The organism is Brevibacterium sp. CSND-B09 (assembly GCF_052906525.1).
In genome coordinates this window covers 1,714,366-1,728,755 of the sequence record NZ_JBREGI010000001.1, presented here as the reverse complement: position 1 = coordinate 1,728,755, position 14,390 = coordinate 1,714,366, and the positions used below count along the sequence as shown (strand labels likewise).

12 protein-coding genes are annotated in these 14,390 nt (G+C 65.7%); 3 read left to right on the top strand and 9 right to left on the bottom strand.

Annotation, left to right across the window (positions count from 1 at the left end; translation table 11 throughout):
* Positions 1-121: 121 nt before the first annotated feature.
* Entirely contained in the window at positions 122-919 is a 798-nt protein-coding gene (locus ACU4IU_RS07815) for an IclR family transcriptional regulator (RefSeq protein ID WP_139467847.1), read from the top strand.
* Between the two features lie 73 nt (positions 920-992).
* On the opposite strand, the gene ACU4IU_RS07810 is transcribed toward ACU4IU_RS07815, so the two are convergent.
* From ACU4IU_RS07810 to ACU4IU_RS07770, 9 genes are all read right to left on the bottom strand, one after another.
* A complete protein-coding gene (locus ACU4IU_RS07810; protein ID WP_139467848.1) occupies positions 993-1,925 on the bottom strand; it encodes a hydroxymethylglutaryl-CoA lyase in 933 nt (310 codons plus the stop codon).
* Positions 1,926-1,935: 10 nt separating this feature from the next.
* Positions 1,936-3,240 carry a CaiB/BaiF CoA transferase family protein gene (locus ACU4IU_RS07805; RefSeq protein ID WP_139467894.1) on the bottom strand — a complete coding sequence of 435 codons (1,305 nt, stop codon included), beginning with the start codon at positions 3,238-3,240 and terminating at the stop codon, positions 1,936-1,938.
* Between the two features lie 49 nt (positions 3,241-3,289).
* Complete coding sequence (locus tag ACU4IU_RS07800; RefSeq protein ID WP_139467849.1) at positions 3,290-4,771, bottom strand: GntP family permease; 1,482 nt, start codon at positions 4,769-4,771, stop codon at positions 3,290-3,292.
* 244 nt (positions 4,772-5,015) lie between these two features.
* A complete protein-coding gene (locus ACU4IU_RS07795; protein WP_248284040.1) occupies positions 5,016-6,089 on the bottom strand; it encodes an alcohol dehydrogenase catalytic domain-containing protein in 1,074 nt (357 codons plus the stop codon).
* Positions 6,086-6,778 carry a phosphonatase-like hydrolase gene (locus ACU4IU_RS07790; protein WP_139469539.1) on the bottom strand — a complete coding sequence of 231 codons (693 nt, stop codon included), beginning with the start codon at positions 6,776-6,778 and terminating at the stop codon, positions 6,086-6,088. The genes ACU4IU_RS07795 and ACU4IU_RS07790 overlap by 4 nt, the downstream gene beginning before the upstream one ends.
* A 111-nt stretch (positions 6,779-6,889) precedes the next feature.
* Positions 6,890-8,569 (bottom strand): phosphonate ABC transporter, permease protein PhnE, encoded by a 1,680-nt coding sequence (phnE, locus tag ACU4IU_RS07785; protein WP_446656381.1) that lies wholly within the window; start codon positions 8,567-8,569, stop codon positions 6,890-6,892.
* Positions 8,566-9,483: a phosphonate ABC transporter ATP-binding protein gene (phnC, locus tag ACU4IU_RS07780; RefSeq protein ID WP_139469537.1), complete on the bottom strand. Its 918-nt coding sequence runs from the start codon at positions 9,481-9,483 to the stop codon at positions 8,566-8,568. The genes phnE and phnC overlap by 4 nt, the downstream gene beginning before the upstream one ends.
* A gap of 11 nt (positions 9,484-9,494) precedes the next feature.
* On the bottom strand, positions 9,495-10,499 hold the full coding sequence (locus ACU4IU_RS07775; protein ID WP_420096842.1) for a phosphate/phosphite/phosphonate ABC transporter substrate-binding protein: 1,005 nt from the start codon (positions 10,497-10,499) through the stop codon (positions 9,495-9,497).
* Between the two features lie 250 nt (positions 10,500-10,749).
* The gene (locus ACU4IU_RS07770; protein WP_139469535.1) at positions 10,750-11,865 is read right to left on the bottom strand and encodes a TIGR03364 family FAD-dependent oxidoreductase; all 1,116 of its coding nucleotides are present in this window, start codon (positions 11,863-11,865) and stop codon (positions 10,750-10,752) included.
* Positions 11,866-12,052: 187 nt separating this feature from the next.
* On the opposite strand from ACU4IU_RS07770, the gene ACU4IU_RS07765 reads away from it, so the two are divergent.
* Positions 12,053-12,817: a GntR family transcriptional regulator gene (locus ACU4IU_RS07765; RefSeq protein WP_062860559.1), complete on the top strand. Its 765-nt coding sequence runs from the start codon at positions 12,053-12,055 to the stop codon at positions 12,815-12,817.
* A 115-nt stretch (positions 12,818-12,932) separates the two neighbouring features.
* Positions 12,933-14,378, top strand: coding sequence for a dihydrolipoyl dehydrogenase family protein (locus tag ACU4IU_RS07760; RefSeq protein WP_139469534.1), 1,446 nt, complete (start codon positions 12,933-12,935; stop codon positions 14,376-14,378).
* Positions 14,379-14,390: the final 12 nt, after the last annotated feature.

The window sequence follows — 14,390 nt, the reverse complement described above, 5'->3', positions numbered from 1 at the left end:
TGTCGGCAACTCCCTCCGCGCTACCCGACGGCGGCCCAGATACCTCGCGCGAGGTATCTGGGCCGCCGTCACGTAGTTCTGGGCGGGGCACGTTGAGTCCATCGCGACTAAGCTGGCAAACATGACCGATGCGGACAAGCAAGCCGGGCGTCAGAACCAACTTCTGGTGCTCGGGAAGATTTCTGCGATCCTCGACGCCTTCTCGCTGCGTGCTCCGGAACGGACGCTCACTGATATCCGCGACGCGACTGGCTTGCCGGCATCGACCGTCCAACGACTTGTCGCCAACCTCGTCGAGCAGGGGTTCCTCGAGAAGACTGAGGACAAGTACCGGATCGGCATGCGGATGGCCTTCTGGGCGGCCCCGGCCACGACTGGGCGGGATGAACACGATGTCGTCATCCCGGTGCTCAGGGAGCTGCGGGATCTTACTGGGGAATCGGCTGTGCTGTTCCGGCGGGAAGGCGACTACCGAGTGTGCATCGGCCTGGCCGAGACCCGGCATGCGCTGCGCCGGGAGCTGCATGTTGGGAAGATGATGCCCTTGCATGTCGGCTCGGCCTCACGGGTCCTGCTCGCATGGGATCCTGAAGCGATGGAGCAGCTGCTCGATGCCACGCTCGACCCGCTCACGGATGCGACGATCACCTCGCCGGACGAATTGCGTCAAGTGGTCGCGCAGACGAAAGCTGACGGGTTCGCCATCACCATTGGCGAACGCGAATCGGGCGCATCGGGACTCTCGGCGCCGGTCTTCGATGCCAGAGCGAGGATCACCTCGGCGGTCTCCATCAACGGTCCTGTCTTTCGGATGCCCCGCGAGGTCTGCGAGGAATGGATCGAACCTGTCGTCGACGCGGCCGAACGGATCACTCGGCTCCTCGGCGGACGCTTCCCCGGCGAGGCCGCGGAATCCTGATCGTCGGCCGCGGATATTCCGCAGTCCGAATGCACCGGTTCGTCTACGACCTCTATTGGCCAATCCTTCGCAATCAGGTCGTAGGGATCACCCAGGGAAAGGCCTCCGCCTTGGAGCGGGCGCCCTGTGCAGCCTTTGATCGCGGTTCTTCACCGAGTTCAGTGGTGATCGATTCCGAAAGCTCGACGAGGTCGGCGAACGTCCCCGGCGTCAGCCATTCAGGACGAGTGGCGAAGAGCAAGTCCTCGCTCGAAGTATTGCCGCTGGCACCCGGAGCAAACGGGCATCCGCCGAGTCCGCCGAGAGCTCCATCGAGGACTGCGGCACCGGCAGAAGCGGCCACGAGACTGTTGGCGACTCCCAAACCCCATGTGTCGTGGCCGTGGAAGACGACCCGGCGGTCTCTGTTCGTCTCGGCTGCGGCAGCGATGAGCGACGACACCTGGGCCGGCACGGCCTGACCCAGTGTGTCGCAGATGACGATGTCGTCGGCGTCGATCGCGCGCGGATCGCGGGCAATGGCCAGTACCCGTTGCGGGTCGACTTCGCCGTCGAACGGGCAGGTGAACGACGTCGCCAGGCACAGTTGGATGCGTCCGCCCGCGGACCTGACGATGTCGAAGCTCTCGGGGAAGGCAGACATGCTGGTCTCCGTGTCGCGGCCGATGTTTGCCTTGTTGTGAGCGTCGGACACGGACAGACAGTACTGGATGTTGGTGATGCCGGCGTCGACGGCCCGTCGGACCTGACCGGGAGTGGCCACCCAGATCCAGCAGTGGGCGAGTTCGTCCTCGGTGAGCGCCTCGACGACTTCGAGCGTGTTGGCCATCGGCGGTACGAGGTCGGGGCGGGCCATGGAACCGAGCTCGATCTCCTCGACGCCGGCGGAGATGAGAGCTCTGACGACGGCAACCTTGCGTTCGGTGCTCAGCAACTTTCCCGTGAGCTGGAGCCCGTCGCGCAATGTGACGTCGCGGAGGATGGGAGTTGTGGAAGCGGCGGTCAAGGGAACTCCTTCAGTCCTTCTTCGTGGCCATGCGGATGTCGGCGGTGCTCATTCCAAGGCGGTCGCCGAGGATCTCCTCAGTGTGCGCGCCGAGGTCGGGCCCGAGCGTACGGATCGGCAGAGACCTCTCGCCGATTACAGGGACGATTCCAGGGAATCCCACCTCGGTGAGCGTCTCCTCGCCGGTCGACACCTCGCGGTACTGAATCATGTCGCGCGCGATGAATTGGGGCTCGTTGACGATGTCCGCGGCTGTGTGGATGGCTCCGGCCGGGACGCCGGCGGCATCGAGAGTGTTGAGTGCGTCGGACACGGTGCGGGTGAGGGTCCACGCTCCGATTGCGGCGTCGAGGTCGTCCCGGCGGTTCCACCGTCCAGCGTTGGTCTGAAGGTCGGGGTCCTCGGCGAGATCCGGCCGGTCGATGGCTTCCATATACCGTTTGAAGATTCCGTCTCCATTGCCCGCGACGACGATGGAGCCGCCGTCGCCGCACAGATAAGCGTTCGATGGGGCGATGCCCTCCATCCGTCCGCCGGTGCGCTCGCGTTCAGTTCCATAGGCGCTGTAGTCAGGGACGAGGGATTCGAGCATGGAGAACATCGCCTCGTGCAATGCGACGTCGACCATCCGGTTGGGTGCGGCTGAGCGGCTGGCGGGTTCCGCATCGGACGTCTGGTCTGGTCCAGTGGTGGCGTGGTGTTGTGCATCGCGGAGTGCGAGGCGTTGGAATAGGGAAATGGCGGTGCCGAAAGCGGCGTAGAGTCCGGCGATGGAGTCGCCGATTGAGACTCCGACCCGGACCGGAGCGCGGTCGGGGTCGCCGACGAGGTTGCGGAATCCGCTGAAGGCCTCGGCGACGGCGGCGAAGCCCGGGCGCTCGGCGAGCGGACCGGTCTGTCCGAAGGCAGAAATGCGCGTGATGATGATGTCCGGATTGACCGCGTGCAGGACGTCAGGTCCGATCCCCCAACGCTCAAGCGTGCCCGGACGGAAGTTCTCGAGAAGGACATCGGAGTCGCGGACGAGATCGAGGATCGCCTGGCGGCCGATTTCCGAGCGAAGGTCAAGTTCCACGGACTTCTTGTTGCGATTTATCGTCCGGTAGAGCATGGACACACTGCCCTTCTGCAGCCGCCAATTGCGCAGTTCGTCCCCGGTGTGCGGGCGCTCGATCTTGATCACTTCGGCGCCGAAGTCTGCGAGGAGGCGCCCAGTGGTGGGAGCGGCAATGTAGTTGCCGAGTTCGATGACACGCACACCTTCCAGGGGAAGTGGCGCCTCGGATTGTGAAGTGGTCGTCAGGAGCGTGGGCATGTCCCCGGGAGTGGGGGCGGCAGCAGTCAAGGGGAATCCTTTCGGTGGTTCAGATGAACAGGCTCAGGGCCAGGACGCAGGTGAGAGCGACGACGGAAGCGATGGAGAGTGAGACGGTGACGGTCTTCAGGGCTCCGCGGACTGTCTGGCCGAGGAGGGTCTGCAGCAGCCAGAAGGTATTCGAGGTGACGTGGATGATGAACAGTGAACCGGCGCCGGCCGCGAGGGCGATGAGCACAGGGTCGAGTCCGATGCTCGGTGCCACGGGAGCGAGGAGCCCGGCGGCGGTGATCGCCGAGAGAGTGACGGAGCCGACGGCCACGTGGAGGATTGCGGCGATGCCCCAGACGACGAGGAGAGGAGCCACGGTACTCGCAGAGAAGACCTCTCCGAGAATGTCGCCCATGCCGGCTTCGGTGACCACAGCGGCCAGGGAGCCGCCGACCCCGGTGAGGAGAAGGATTTGGCCGCTCTCCCGGAAGCCGCTGGTGACGGCATCTTCGATGCCTTCGCGTCCGATGCAGAAGTGCGCAACGACCATAGTTCCGAGGAGCCCGATGAGCAGAGCGATGTTGGGTTCGCCGAAGAAGAGGACCCAACCGGGCGTGAATCCGGCGATGTCGGCCACCGCGCCACCGGCGATGAAGAACAGGGCCAGCAGCAACGGACCGAAGAGCAGCCACAGTGGTGGTTGATGGGTTGACGTCGACTCGGCCGTCGCGGTCATGACGGCACCGCCTTCATCGGCGGGACGGGAAGGGTCATCAGGCTGTGACGATGTCCTGGCGGCACCTGATGATGCACCAGCCGAAGAGCGGGCTCCTGCGGTGGACGTCCCAGCCGCAGAACCGGCGGTTGAGGTCGCCTCCGCCAGTTCCTTCTCGACTTCTTGTTCGTCTCGTTCCTCCTTCCACCAGCCCCGGCGGAAGAGGAATGAGGTGATGAAGATGGTGAGGAGGACGGTGGGCACGACGACGAGCAGACCGAAGACGAGCATCTTGCCCAGGGGGACGCCGAGGAGTCCGGCGAGGGCGAGTGCGCCGACGCCGGGGACGGTGAAGACGATGCCGCACTCTAGACCGACGGCCATTGCGACGGCCATCTTCGGAGTTCCGAAGCGACCGATCCTGTGTCCGACGCGTTTGGCCAACGGTGCAGTGATGACGAGAAGGACATCGACGAAGATCGACTGCAACACAGTTCCGACCGCAGTCCCCAGCGCATAGGGGATGCCGCGGGAGCCGAAAATGCGGAGCAGCCCATCGACGAGGCGGGAAATCGCTCCGGTGGCGTTGAGGATCGATCCCATCAGGATGCCGAAGGCGATGAGAAGTCCGAGGTCGACCATGATGTCGCCGAAACCCTTGGTGATCGTCTCGACGGTCTTCTCCACTCCCATCCTTGTGATGAGGCCGAGGTAGAGCGAACCGATGACGAGGGAAATGACTGGATTGACCTTGAAGCGCACGATCAATACAACAGTGGCGACAACCGCGATGGCTGTATTGACGATGATGGCGACGTCGGACATCAACACTCCTATGTGTGTGTGCGTGAGTCATTGCTGACTCACGATATGAGTTCAAACTCACAATGTCAATATTGCGGGAGACCGCTGGAGCGTCGATCCATTAGAGGAGACCCCGGGTCGCCATGCAGTACCTGGTCCCCGGCTGGACCTTCGACGCCAAGAAGCCCTGCCTAGTGAGGTAATTACTACCCGACGGCGGCCCAGATACCTCGCGCGAGGTATCTGGGCCGCCGTCAGGTAGCAATTAGAGGGAGACTATCGTGCGGAGGGCTTTTGGCGGGGACGCGAATTCCTGGGGCAAGTCAGCCAAGGGGATCGGGCCGCCGAGGATGTCCTTCCACGGCAGAGCAGCCCCGTCGGCTGCCAAGAAGTCCACGGCCTCGGCCAGGTGGTGAGGTTCGAAATTGTGGACTCCGGTGATCGTGCGCCATCCGCGCACCATCTGCTCGGGATCGATCGACACCTGCGGCCCCGGCGTCACGCTGCCGGCGAGGACCACAACGCCCCCGACACCCAACGGCGAAATGCAGGAGCGCACCCCTGACTCGGTACCCGAGAGCTCGAGAGCGACCTCGACATCAGCGATCTCCTCACCTGGTTCAACGGACCGCGTCGCCCCCGCCCGGTCGGCCAGAGAGCGGCGGTCCGGGTGCGGATCGGCGGCGACGACCTCGGCCGCACCGCGGGCCAGAGCGGCTCCGACCGCGGTCAACCCGAGCATCCCGATGCCATTGACGAACACCCGTCGTCCCCGCAGGTCACCGGCTGCTTCACACATCGCCATGACGGTGGCCACGGCGCATCCCGCGGTCGCCGCCACCCCGTCGGGCAGCGAATCCGGCACCGGGACCATCGCCACCCCGGCCGGCAGGTGGATATGGCTGGCGTAGGTGCCCGACAGCGCCCAATCCGACTCGGCCGATTCGTGGCCGACCTTGCGCACCGAGCTGCATTTCGCGCTCAGCCCGCGCCGACAGTTCCGGCACTGACCGCACACCGAGGTGACCGAGAAGACCACGCGAGTGCCGACGGGCACATCCCCGCGCGTCTCCTCGACGATGCCGACGCCCTCGTGGCCGAGTACCGAGGGGCATGCCCCCGACCGACGTCCGCTGACGGTGTGCCGATCGGACCCGCACACCGTCGCCGCGGTCAGCCGGATGAGGCTCTCGCCCGGTGCCAGCTGCGGCCGGTCGAACGTGCGGAGCTCGAATTCCGAGCCTCCCGTCCACACCTGGGCAAACGGCTGAGCGGTCGCGCGGCCACGATCGGCCGCCTCGGTGCCGGTCATCGTCGAATCGGGGACGGTCGATTTCACTTCGCGACCACCGCAGCTTCCTGCTCGGCGAGGACCGCGGGCAGATCCGCCACGGAATCGAGGACGAGGTGCGCGCCCTCGGCCGCGAAATCCTCTCGGCTCAGGTGCCCGGTGAGCACGCCCACGGCTGTGACCTCGGCGTTGAGTGCCGATTCGATATCCGCCGAGGTGTCTCCCACACTGACGACGGCAGCGCGGTCGGTGACCCCGACCGTGTCCATGACCTTGTTGATCAGGTCCGGCGCCGGACGTCCGGCGGGCACTTCGTCGCCGGTGACCGCGACGTCGAAGGTCTCACCCGGCGCCCAGCCCATGGTGGAGAAGATGAGGGCGGCGATCTCGCGGGAGAATCCGGTGGTCAGGCCCACCTTGATCCCGCGTTCCCGCAGGGTCGACAGGGCCTCCTCGATTCCGGGCAGCGGACGCGGAGGATTCTTGGTGTAGGTCTCGCGCAGTTCGGCACGGAACCACTGCCAAGCCCGCTCGTGAACCTCCTCGGTGACCTCGATTCCGCCGAGGCGAAGCAGATTCTCGATCGCCCAGTGCTTCTCCGTGCCCATCCACTTCTGGAACACCTCATCGGAGTAGTCCGCGCCCTCCCTTTCGGTGGCCTCGCGCAGCACGCGGTAGACCTCGTCACGTTCGTCGATAGTGGTTCCGGCCATGTCGAAGACGGCAAGTTCAGTCATGTCGATTCTCTTTCTCTTGCGGTGGTGCCCACGCGAGTTCGTGGGCTCTGCTTCGCCCGCTTGGTCGGCGGACGGAAATTTCGGTGGGCGGGTGGACTTGATTGCGCAGGCTCAGCGCACGGCTCGGCGCAGCCACATGGACAGGGCCTCGACTGCAAGGACGACGGCGACCATGAGGATGAGCACCATCGTCACGACATCGAACTGGTTGACCCGCGAGGCGTTGAGCAGCAGGAATCCGATGCCTCCGGCGCCGACGACGCCGAGCAGCGTGGCCGAGCGGATGTTCGTGTCGAGCAGGTACATGATGTGGGCGACGAACGCCGGTGCCGCCTGCCGCAGGGTGGCGGAGAAGAACACCTGCGCCTCGCCGGCTCCGGTGGCCCGCACCGCCTCCTGGACCTGGAGGTCCGTTTCCTCGATGGAGTCGGCGATGAGCTTCGAGAGCAGGCCGATCGCACCGATGGACAGCGCCAGGGTTCCGGCCACCTCGCCGAGTCCGGAGATGACGACGAAGATGATCGCGAGGATGAGCTCGGGGATGCCGCGGACGACGACGATGAGGACGCGGAACGTCTTGTGCACCGCCCGGTTCGCCACGACATTGCGGGCGGCGAGGACGCCGATGGGCACCGCGAGGATCGCCCCGATGAACGTCGCCGCCAGCGAGATCTGGATGGTGACGAGCAGCTGCTCGACGAGGTTGGTGAGCGTCCCGCCGGTCGACGGCGGGAAGAACAGGCTGACGGTCTGCGGCAGGTCGAGCAGACCCGCGGCCAGAGCCGACCATGACACGTCCACCCGCCACAGAGCGGCGATCGTGAGGACGATGAGCACCGCCGCCGAGGCGAAACGACGGAACCGTGCCACGCTCCATGGTGGGGTGAGCGTGAGATCGCCGACCCCGGTTCCCCGACCCCGGTTGAACATCCGGTCGACCCAGGTGCCGCCGGTGATCTTCGCCCCCGTCGAGGCCATGAGCGCGGCCCGGATGGATCCGGAGACGAGTTCGATGACGATGCACAGGACGAGCACGATGACCGCCAGGGCCATCCCGCGCTGGTAGTCCAAGGTGCGCAGGGAGTCCGCGATGGCCAGCCCGATTCCGCCGACTCCGACATAGCCGAGCAGCACCGAGGTGCGCAGGTTGATGTCGAAGCGGTGCAGAGCCGTGGCGATGAGCTGCGGCATGAGCGTCTGCGGGATCGCGGTGAGGATCTGCTGGGAGCGGCTGCCGCCGAGGGCCTCGATCGATTCGCGGGGTCCGTCGTCGAGCTCTTCGATGGCATCGGCGTAGAGCTTGCCGATCATCCCCACCGAATGGATGCCCATGGCGATGATGCCTGCCGTGGCGCCGAGGCCGAACATCCGAAGGAACACGATGGCGAGCACGAGGTCGGGAATCGCTCTGGCGAGGACGATGAGGGTGCGCGCCGTCCACTGCGAACCGCGCCCCATCCGGGTGGGGCGAGCGGCGAAGAGGGCGACGGGGATCGAAAGCACGACGGAGAGCAGAGTCGCCAGGAACACGATCGCCAAGGTCTCGACGACAAGCGAGACGGTCTCACCGAACGCCGGGAAGTCGAGCGGGACGATGCGGGAGAAGAACCCCACGGCATTGTCGAACGACGAGGCGATCGTGGCGATGTCGATCCCGAGCGACCACACCGACCAGGCACCGGCGACGGCGAGGCCGATGAGCACGATGACGGCGACGGCGGAGTTCCCCGACGGGCGGGGACGCCGCGGTTCGACGACGGCGGGAGCCTCTCGGTCGAGCACGAGACTCATCGGGTGGCTCCCACCCGGGCGCCCGCCTCGGTGCCGGACGTCGCGGTCTGCGATCCGGCAGTGGTCGCACCGGCTCGCTCGCTCGCCTCGGCGGCGGTGTCCATTCCGGACACGCTCGAGTAGATCTGGGAGGCCTCCTCGGCGCTGAGCCCGGCGGTCTTGCGGTCGAGGACGACCCGGCCGGTGCGCAGACCGATGATCCGGTCGGCGAAATCGATGGCCAGTTGCACCTGGTGCAAGGAGGCGATGACGGTGAGGTCATCCTCGGCGGAGATCTGCCGCAGCAGGTCGATGACGTCGCGGGCCGATACCGGGTCGAGGGAGGCGACCGGCTCATCGGCGAGCAGCACCTTCGGGTGCTGCATGAGTGCGCGGGCGATCGCGACCCGCTGCTGCTGACCGCCGGAGAGTGTGTCGGCGCGTTGGTAGGCGCGGTCGGCCAGACCGACGCGGTCGAGCTTCTCGAGGGCTTCGCGGCGGATGGCCTTCGGGTACATCATCAGGGTGATGCGCGGTCCGCGCAGCGATCCCAGTGCCCCGGCGCAGACGTTCTCGAGCACGGACATCGGGCCGACGAGGTTGAACGACTGGAAGATGACGCCGATGTCGCGGCGCACGGCCTTCAGCTCCGAGCGGCGCAGCCGGTCCATGTCCTCACCGAGGACGCGCACCTTCCCCGAGGTGGGGGTGTGCAGTCCGTTGATATGGCGCAGGAGGGTGGATTTGCCCGAGCCGGAGAGGCCGAGGAGGACGCTGATTCCGCCGGTCCGGAACCCGAGGTTGACGTCGTCGAGGCCGAGGACTCCGCCGCCGAAGTCCTTCGTCACATGGTCGAGTTGGACGGAATAGATGGAGTCGATCTCCTTCTGCAGTTCCGGTGTGGTCGGGCGGGGAACGGTGTGTGAGTGTGGCATGGTCATCCTTCTCAGCCGATGTTCTTGCAGGCGTCGGCCTGGGTGGCGTCGCAGATGTCACGGATCGAATCGAAGTCCGAATCGGAGACTTCCTTGTAGCCGTAGGTGATCTCTTCGGGCAGGACGCAGTCGTCCTCGGAGTCGCAGATTCCGGCTTCGACCATCGCCGGGACGTTGGCCTTCTCGCGCAGGATGTTGGTGATCTTCGCGGCCGTATCGGCGTCGAGGGAGTCGTTGTTCACCGCGATCGGGTCCTCGGTGATCGGGTCTGATTCCCAGATGGGTTCGAGGCTGCCCTTGTCGACCTGGCCGGACTTCTCGAGGGTGGTGAGCATGGCGTCGTGGGCGAAGGCGACATCGCAGTCACCGGAGTTCAGCGACAGCAGCGAGGCGTCGTGGCCGCCGGACATCACCGGTTCGAGGTCTTTGTCGATGTCGATGCCTTCGTCCTGGAGTCCCTTCATCGGCACGAGGTAGCCGGAGGTGGAGGCGGCATCGACGAAGCAGACCTTCTTGCCCTTGAGGTCCTTCATGTCCTTGACGTCGGAGCCCTTCTTCACATACGCCAGCGAGGTGTAGGCAGGATCCTTGGCTTTGTCGTTCGTCGGTGCCGCGGCCGGTTCGATGTTGATGCCCGAGTCCTTGGCGATGACGTAGGCGAAGGGCCCGAAGGAAGCGGCGTCGATCTGGCCGGCGCGCATGCCTTCGACGACCGCGGCGTAGTCCGAGGCGTTCTGGAATTCGACCTTCTTGCCGGTCTCTTCTTCGAGCAGCTTCGTGACGTTCTCGAAGGAGGACTCGAGCGTCGAGGAGGATTCGGCGGGGACGGCGGCGAAGGTGATCGTGTCGTCGCCGTTTCCTCCGGAGCTGCCGCAGGCGGCGAGCAGAGGCAGGGCGAGGAGACCGGCGGTGAAGGTCCGGACCGCTGTGGAGCGGAGGAGGGAGGTCATGGTCATGGCGAATGGCCTTTCGGAGAGCAGTGCGGCAGAGGCGCTGAGGTGATCGTTCGCATTCATCGTGCCGAGATCACTGGCGAATGTCTATACAAGTCGAGGCAGTTCACCGATTGGACATGACAACTTCACGGTCGGTTCGGAGTTACCCCGACGTATCGTGGCGGCGGTCACTGAAATGGTCGGGTGGGTCCGAGCCGGGCGTCGCATCTCTGAGGGCATCGAATCGGCCCCGAGGCGGTCGCGCGGATGGGCGCGACCGCCTCGGGGCCGGTTGGGTTGGTCGGTGTCAGGGCGGGGAAGGGGAGCTGCCTCAGATGTCGGCGGTGGCGCCGGAGAGGATGAGGTCGGCGATGCCGAACGACAGGGTCATGCCGATCCCCGAGGCGACGACGGCGACGGTCGTGCGTTCGTCCGGGCGCTCGAGGACGAGGTTCGTCGTCGGGCTGTCGGCGTACATTCCTAGCCACCGCTGCAGCACCCGCGGGCTCTCGATCCCGAGCATCGAGGTGGCCCGATCGAGCAGCAGTGCGCCGATCTTCTCGTCGATGAAGGGTTCCGGGCTGAGGTCGTAGGCGTGTGAATCGCCGATGAGCAGGCCCTGCGGGATGTCGGTGACCATGAGGTTCGCGATGCAGCCGCGAAGCTCCGGTTCCCGTTCGTCGAGGTCGTGGCGCAGCGCCTCGGCGCCGGGCATCGCCGCGAACCCGTCGTAGCGGGCCAGGGAGGTGCCGGTGAGCATCGCGAAGCCGATCGGAATGTGCTGCGGGGCCTCGATGAGCGACATGACGAGCGAGCAGATGCGGATCTCGTGGGATTCGGCGATCTCGGGGAAGAGGCTGGTCAGCTGATAGCCGGGGCAGACGACGACCTGCTCGGCGTGGAAGTTCCCGCGTGTCGTCGACACGGTGCCGTCGGCCACCGCGGTGACGTGCGTGTTCCAGGTGAATTCCACGCCCTGGCCGGCCAGCCATGCGGCGATTCTCGGGGCGGCCTGTCGCGGGTCGACGCGCATGTCCTGCGGCAGATGTGCGCCGCCGATGGCCGGGAGGTCGGGGTTGCCGACCGCCTCGACGATCGCCTCCGGGTCGAGCAGTCGAACTTGGTCGGGGCCGCGATGGGCGGCGAACTGCTCGAGGACGGTCAGCTCGGCCTCGGTCATGGCCGGGATGAAGGTTCCGGTCTCGGCGGCCCAGAGTCCCGTGGCGGCCGCGGCGTCGAGCCAGCCCTCGCGGGCCTTCGAGGCGATCGGCTGCGCGGCATCGGACTGGCCGGTGAAGCAGGCGTGGCCGAAGTTCTGGATGGACGAGCCCACGGGGCGGTCGGAACGGTCGATGATGTGGACGCTGCGGCCCTGTCGGCGGGCGAGGAATGCGGTGGCCAGGCCGAGGATGCCTGAGCCGGTGATGATGAGATCTGTTGTCGGCATTCCCTCATATTCGTGCGGTTGTCGGATAAGATGAAGATATGTATGTACAAGTTTGATGTCTGTTCACCTGAATGTGACATTCGGACTTCGTTGAGCCATGCCGAGTTCACCGAGACAGCGCTTCCTCAACTCTGAGGCGCTGTCCTCTGAACCGTCGAATGAGCACCGTCGAAGGAGAAGTGAGGTCATGACCACCGGCCCGAGGCACCGCACCCGTCAGCAGCATGACGAGATCGCGCACTATCTGCGCACGGCGATTCGTGAGGGCTCGTTCCAGCCCGGCGATGAGCTGCCCTCCGAGGCGGAACTGACGCGGAAGTTCGCGAGTTCGCGTGGACCGGTGCGGCAGGCGATGTCCGCTCTGCGCGGGGAGGGGCTGATCTCCTCGGGGCGGGGGAGGCGCACGGTCGTGCTCGACAACGTCCTCACGCAGTCCTTCGACGACGTCATCTCCTTCTCCCAGTGGTGCCACGCCTCGGACATCGTGCCTGGTCAGGTCACGCAGCGTGTGGCGCGGGAACCGGCGGAGAAATCACTGGCCGCGAGCCTGCGGATCGAAGAGGGCGATCCGATCGTCTCGGTGTTCCGGCTGCGGCTCATGGACGAAGCTCCGGCCATGGTCGAGAGGCTGAACTATCCGTTCGAGTTCGGACGTCACGTGTTGGCCTTCGACACGGATTCCGGGTCGATCTATCAGGAGCTCATCGACCAGGGCGTCGACATCAACCGGGCGTCACGCACGATCGATGCGGTCGGAGCGAACGATGACGATGCCAGGCTCCTCGAAGTCCCCGTGGGCACCCCGCTGCTGCGGGTGCGCCGGAGGGCGTTCACGACCGCCGGTGATGTCATCGAGTCCTCCGATGACCGATACCTGCCGTGGAAGGCGAGCTTCACGATGAACTCCACCCGCGGAAACCCGAGCTCCATGTCCCTCATCTCCGGCGACTAATTCCCCAATTACTACCCGAGGGCGGCCCAGCAACCTGGCGCCAGGTATCTGGGCCGCCCTCGGGTAGCAATAAGGGGCGGGTACAGTGACAGACACCGACTCGAGAGGACAGAGCATGACCACAGAGACAGTGACGCAGCAGGGCACCTCGACCGAAACCACCCCATCCTCCGCCCCCACCGGAGCCGACCACACCGAACACGTCGACCTCCTCGTCATCGGCTGGGGCAAGGGCGGCAAGACACTTGCCGGCACCATGGCCCGCGCCGGCAAGAAGGTCGCCGTCGTCGAACAGTCGGAGATGATGATCGGCGGCTCCTGCATCAACATCGCCTGCATCCCCACGAAGATCCTCGTCCACGACGCCGAGAACAAACGCGCCGATGACGACACCGACGAATACTTCGCCAAGGCCGTCAAACGCCGCGACACACTGACCGGTGCAATGCGGAAGAAGAACCACTCGATGCTCGCCGACCTCGACTCGGTGCTGCTGTTGGGCGGCCGCGCCGAGTTCACCGGCGAACGCGAAGTCCGAGTCACCGGCGGCGCCGACACCATGACGATCACCGCCGACACGGTCGTCGTCAACACCGGATCCGTCGCCAATATCCCACCCATCGACGGTGCCCAGCTCGGCGGCCGCATCCACGACTCCGAATCCCTGCAGCACGTCGACCCGTTCCCGAAACGCCTCGTCGTCGTGGGCGGTGGCTACATCGGACTTGAATTCGGATCGATGTTCGCCCACTTCGGCTCGCAGGTCACCGTCCTCGACCGCGGACCCCGCCCGCTCGCTAATGAAGATGACGACGTCGCCGAGGTGGTCGCTCAGGCCCTCGCCGATGACGGAGTCACCATCGTCAACGACGCCTCCGTCACCGCAGTCAACGACGGCGCTGACGCCGCAACCGTGACCTATGAGGTGGGCGGTGAGACCAAGACCATCGACGCCGAGGCGGTCCTCCTGGCCGTCGGACGCAAGCCCGCCACCGCGGACCTCGGCCTCGAGAAGGCCGGCATCGACACCGACGATCGCGGGTTCATCGTCACCGATGAGTACCTGCGCAGCTCCGCCGAAGGCGTCTATGCTTTCGGCGACGTCAACGGCGGACCGATGTTCACCTACATCTCCCTCGATGACAACCGGATCCTCGCAGACCAACTCCTCGGCGAGGGCAAACGGTCGACGAAGGACCGCGGATCCGTGCCGTACACGATGTTCCTCACCCCGCCCGTCGCCCGCGTCGGCCTGACCGAGAAAGCCGCCCGCGACGAAGGCTATGAGATCAAGGTCGGCGCGAAGCTGCAGGCCGATATCGCCGCAGCGCCGAGGGCGAAGATCGAAGGCGACCCGCGCGGAATCGTCAAGTTCGTCGTCGACGCGACAACGGACCACATCCTCGGCGCTGCCCTCGTCCACGTGCACTCGCAGGAGGTCATCAACACCGTGGCGCTCGCGATGCGCCATGACGTCACCGCGACCGAGCTGCGTGACACGATCTACACGCACCCCTCCGCCACCGAGGCGCTCAACGAGGTGCTCGGCGCACTTAAATGAACACGGCGCGGA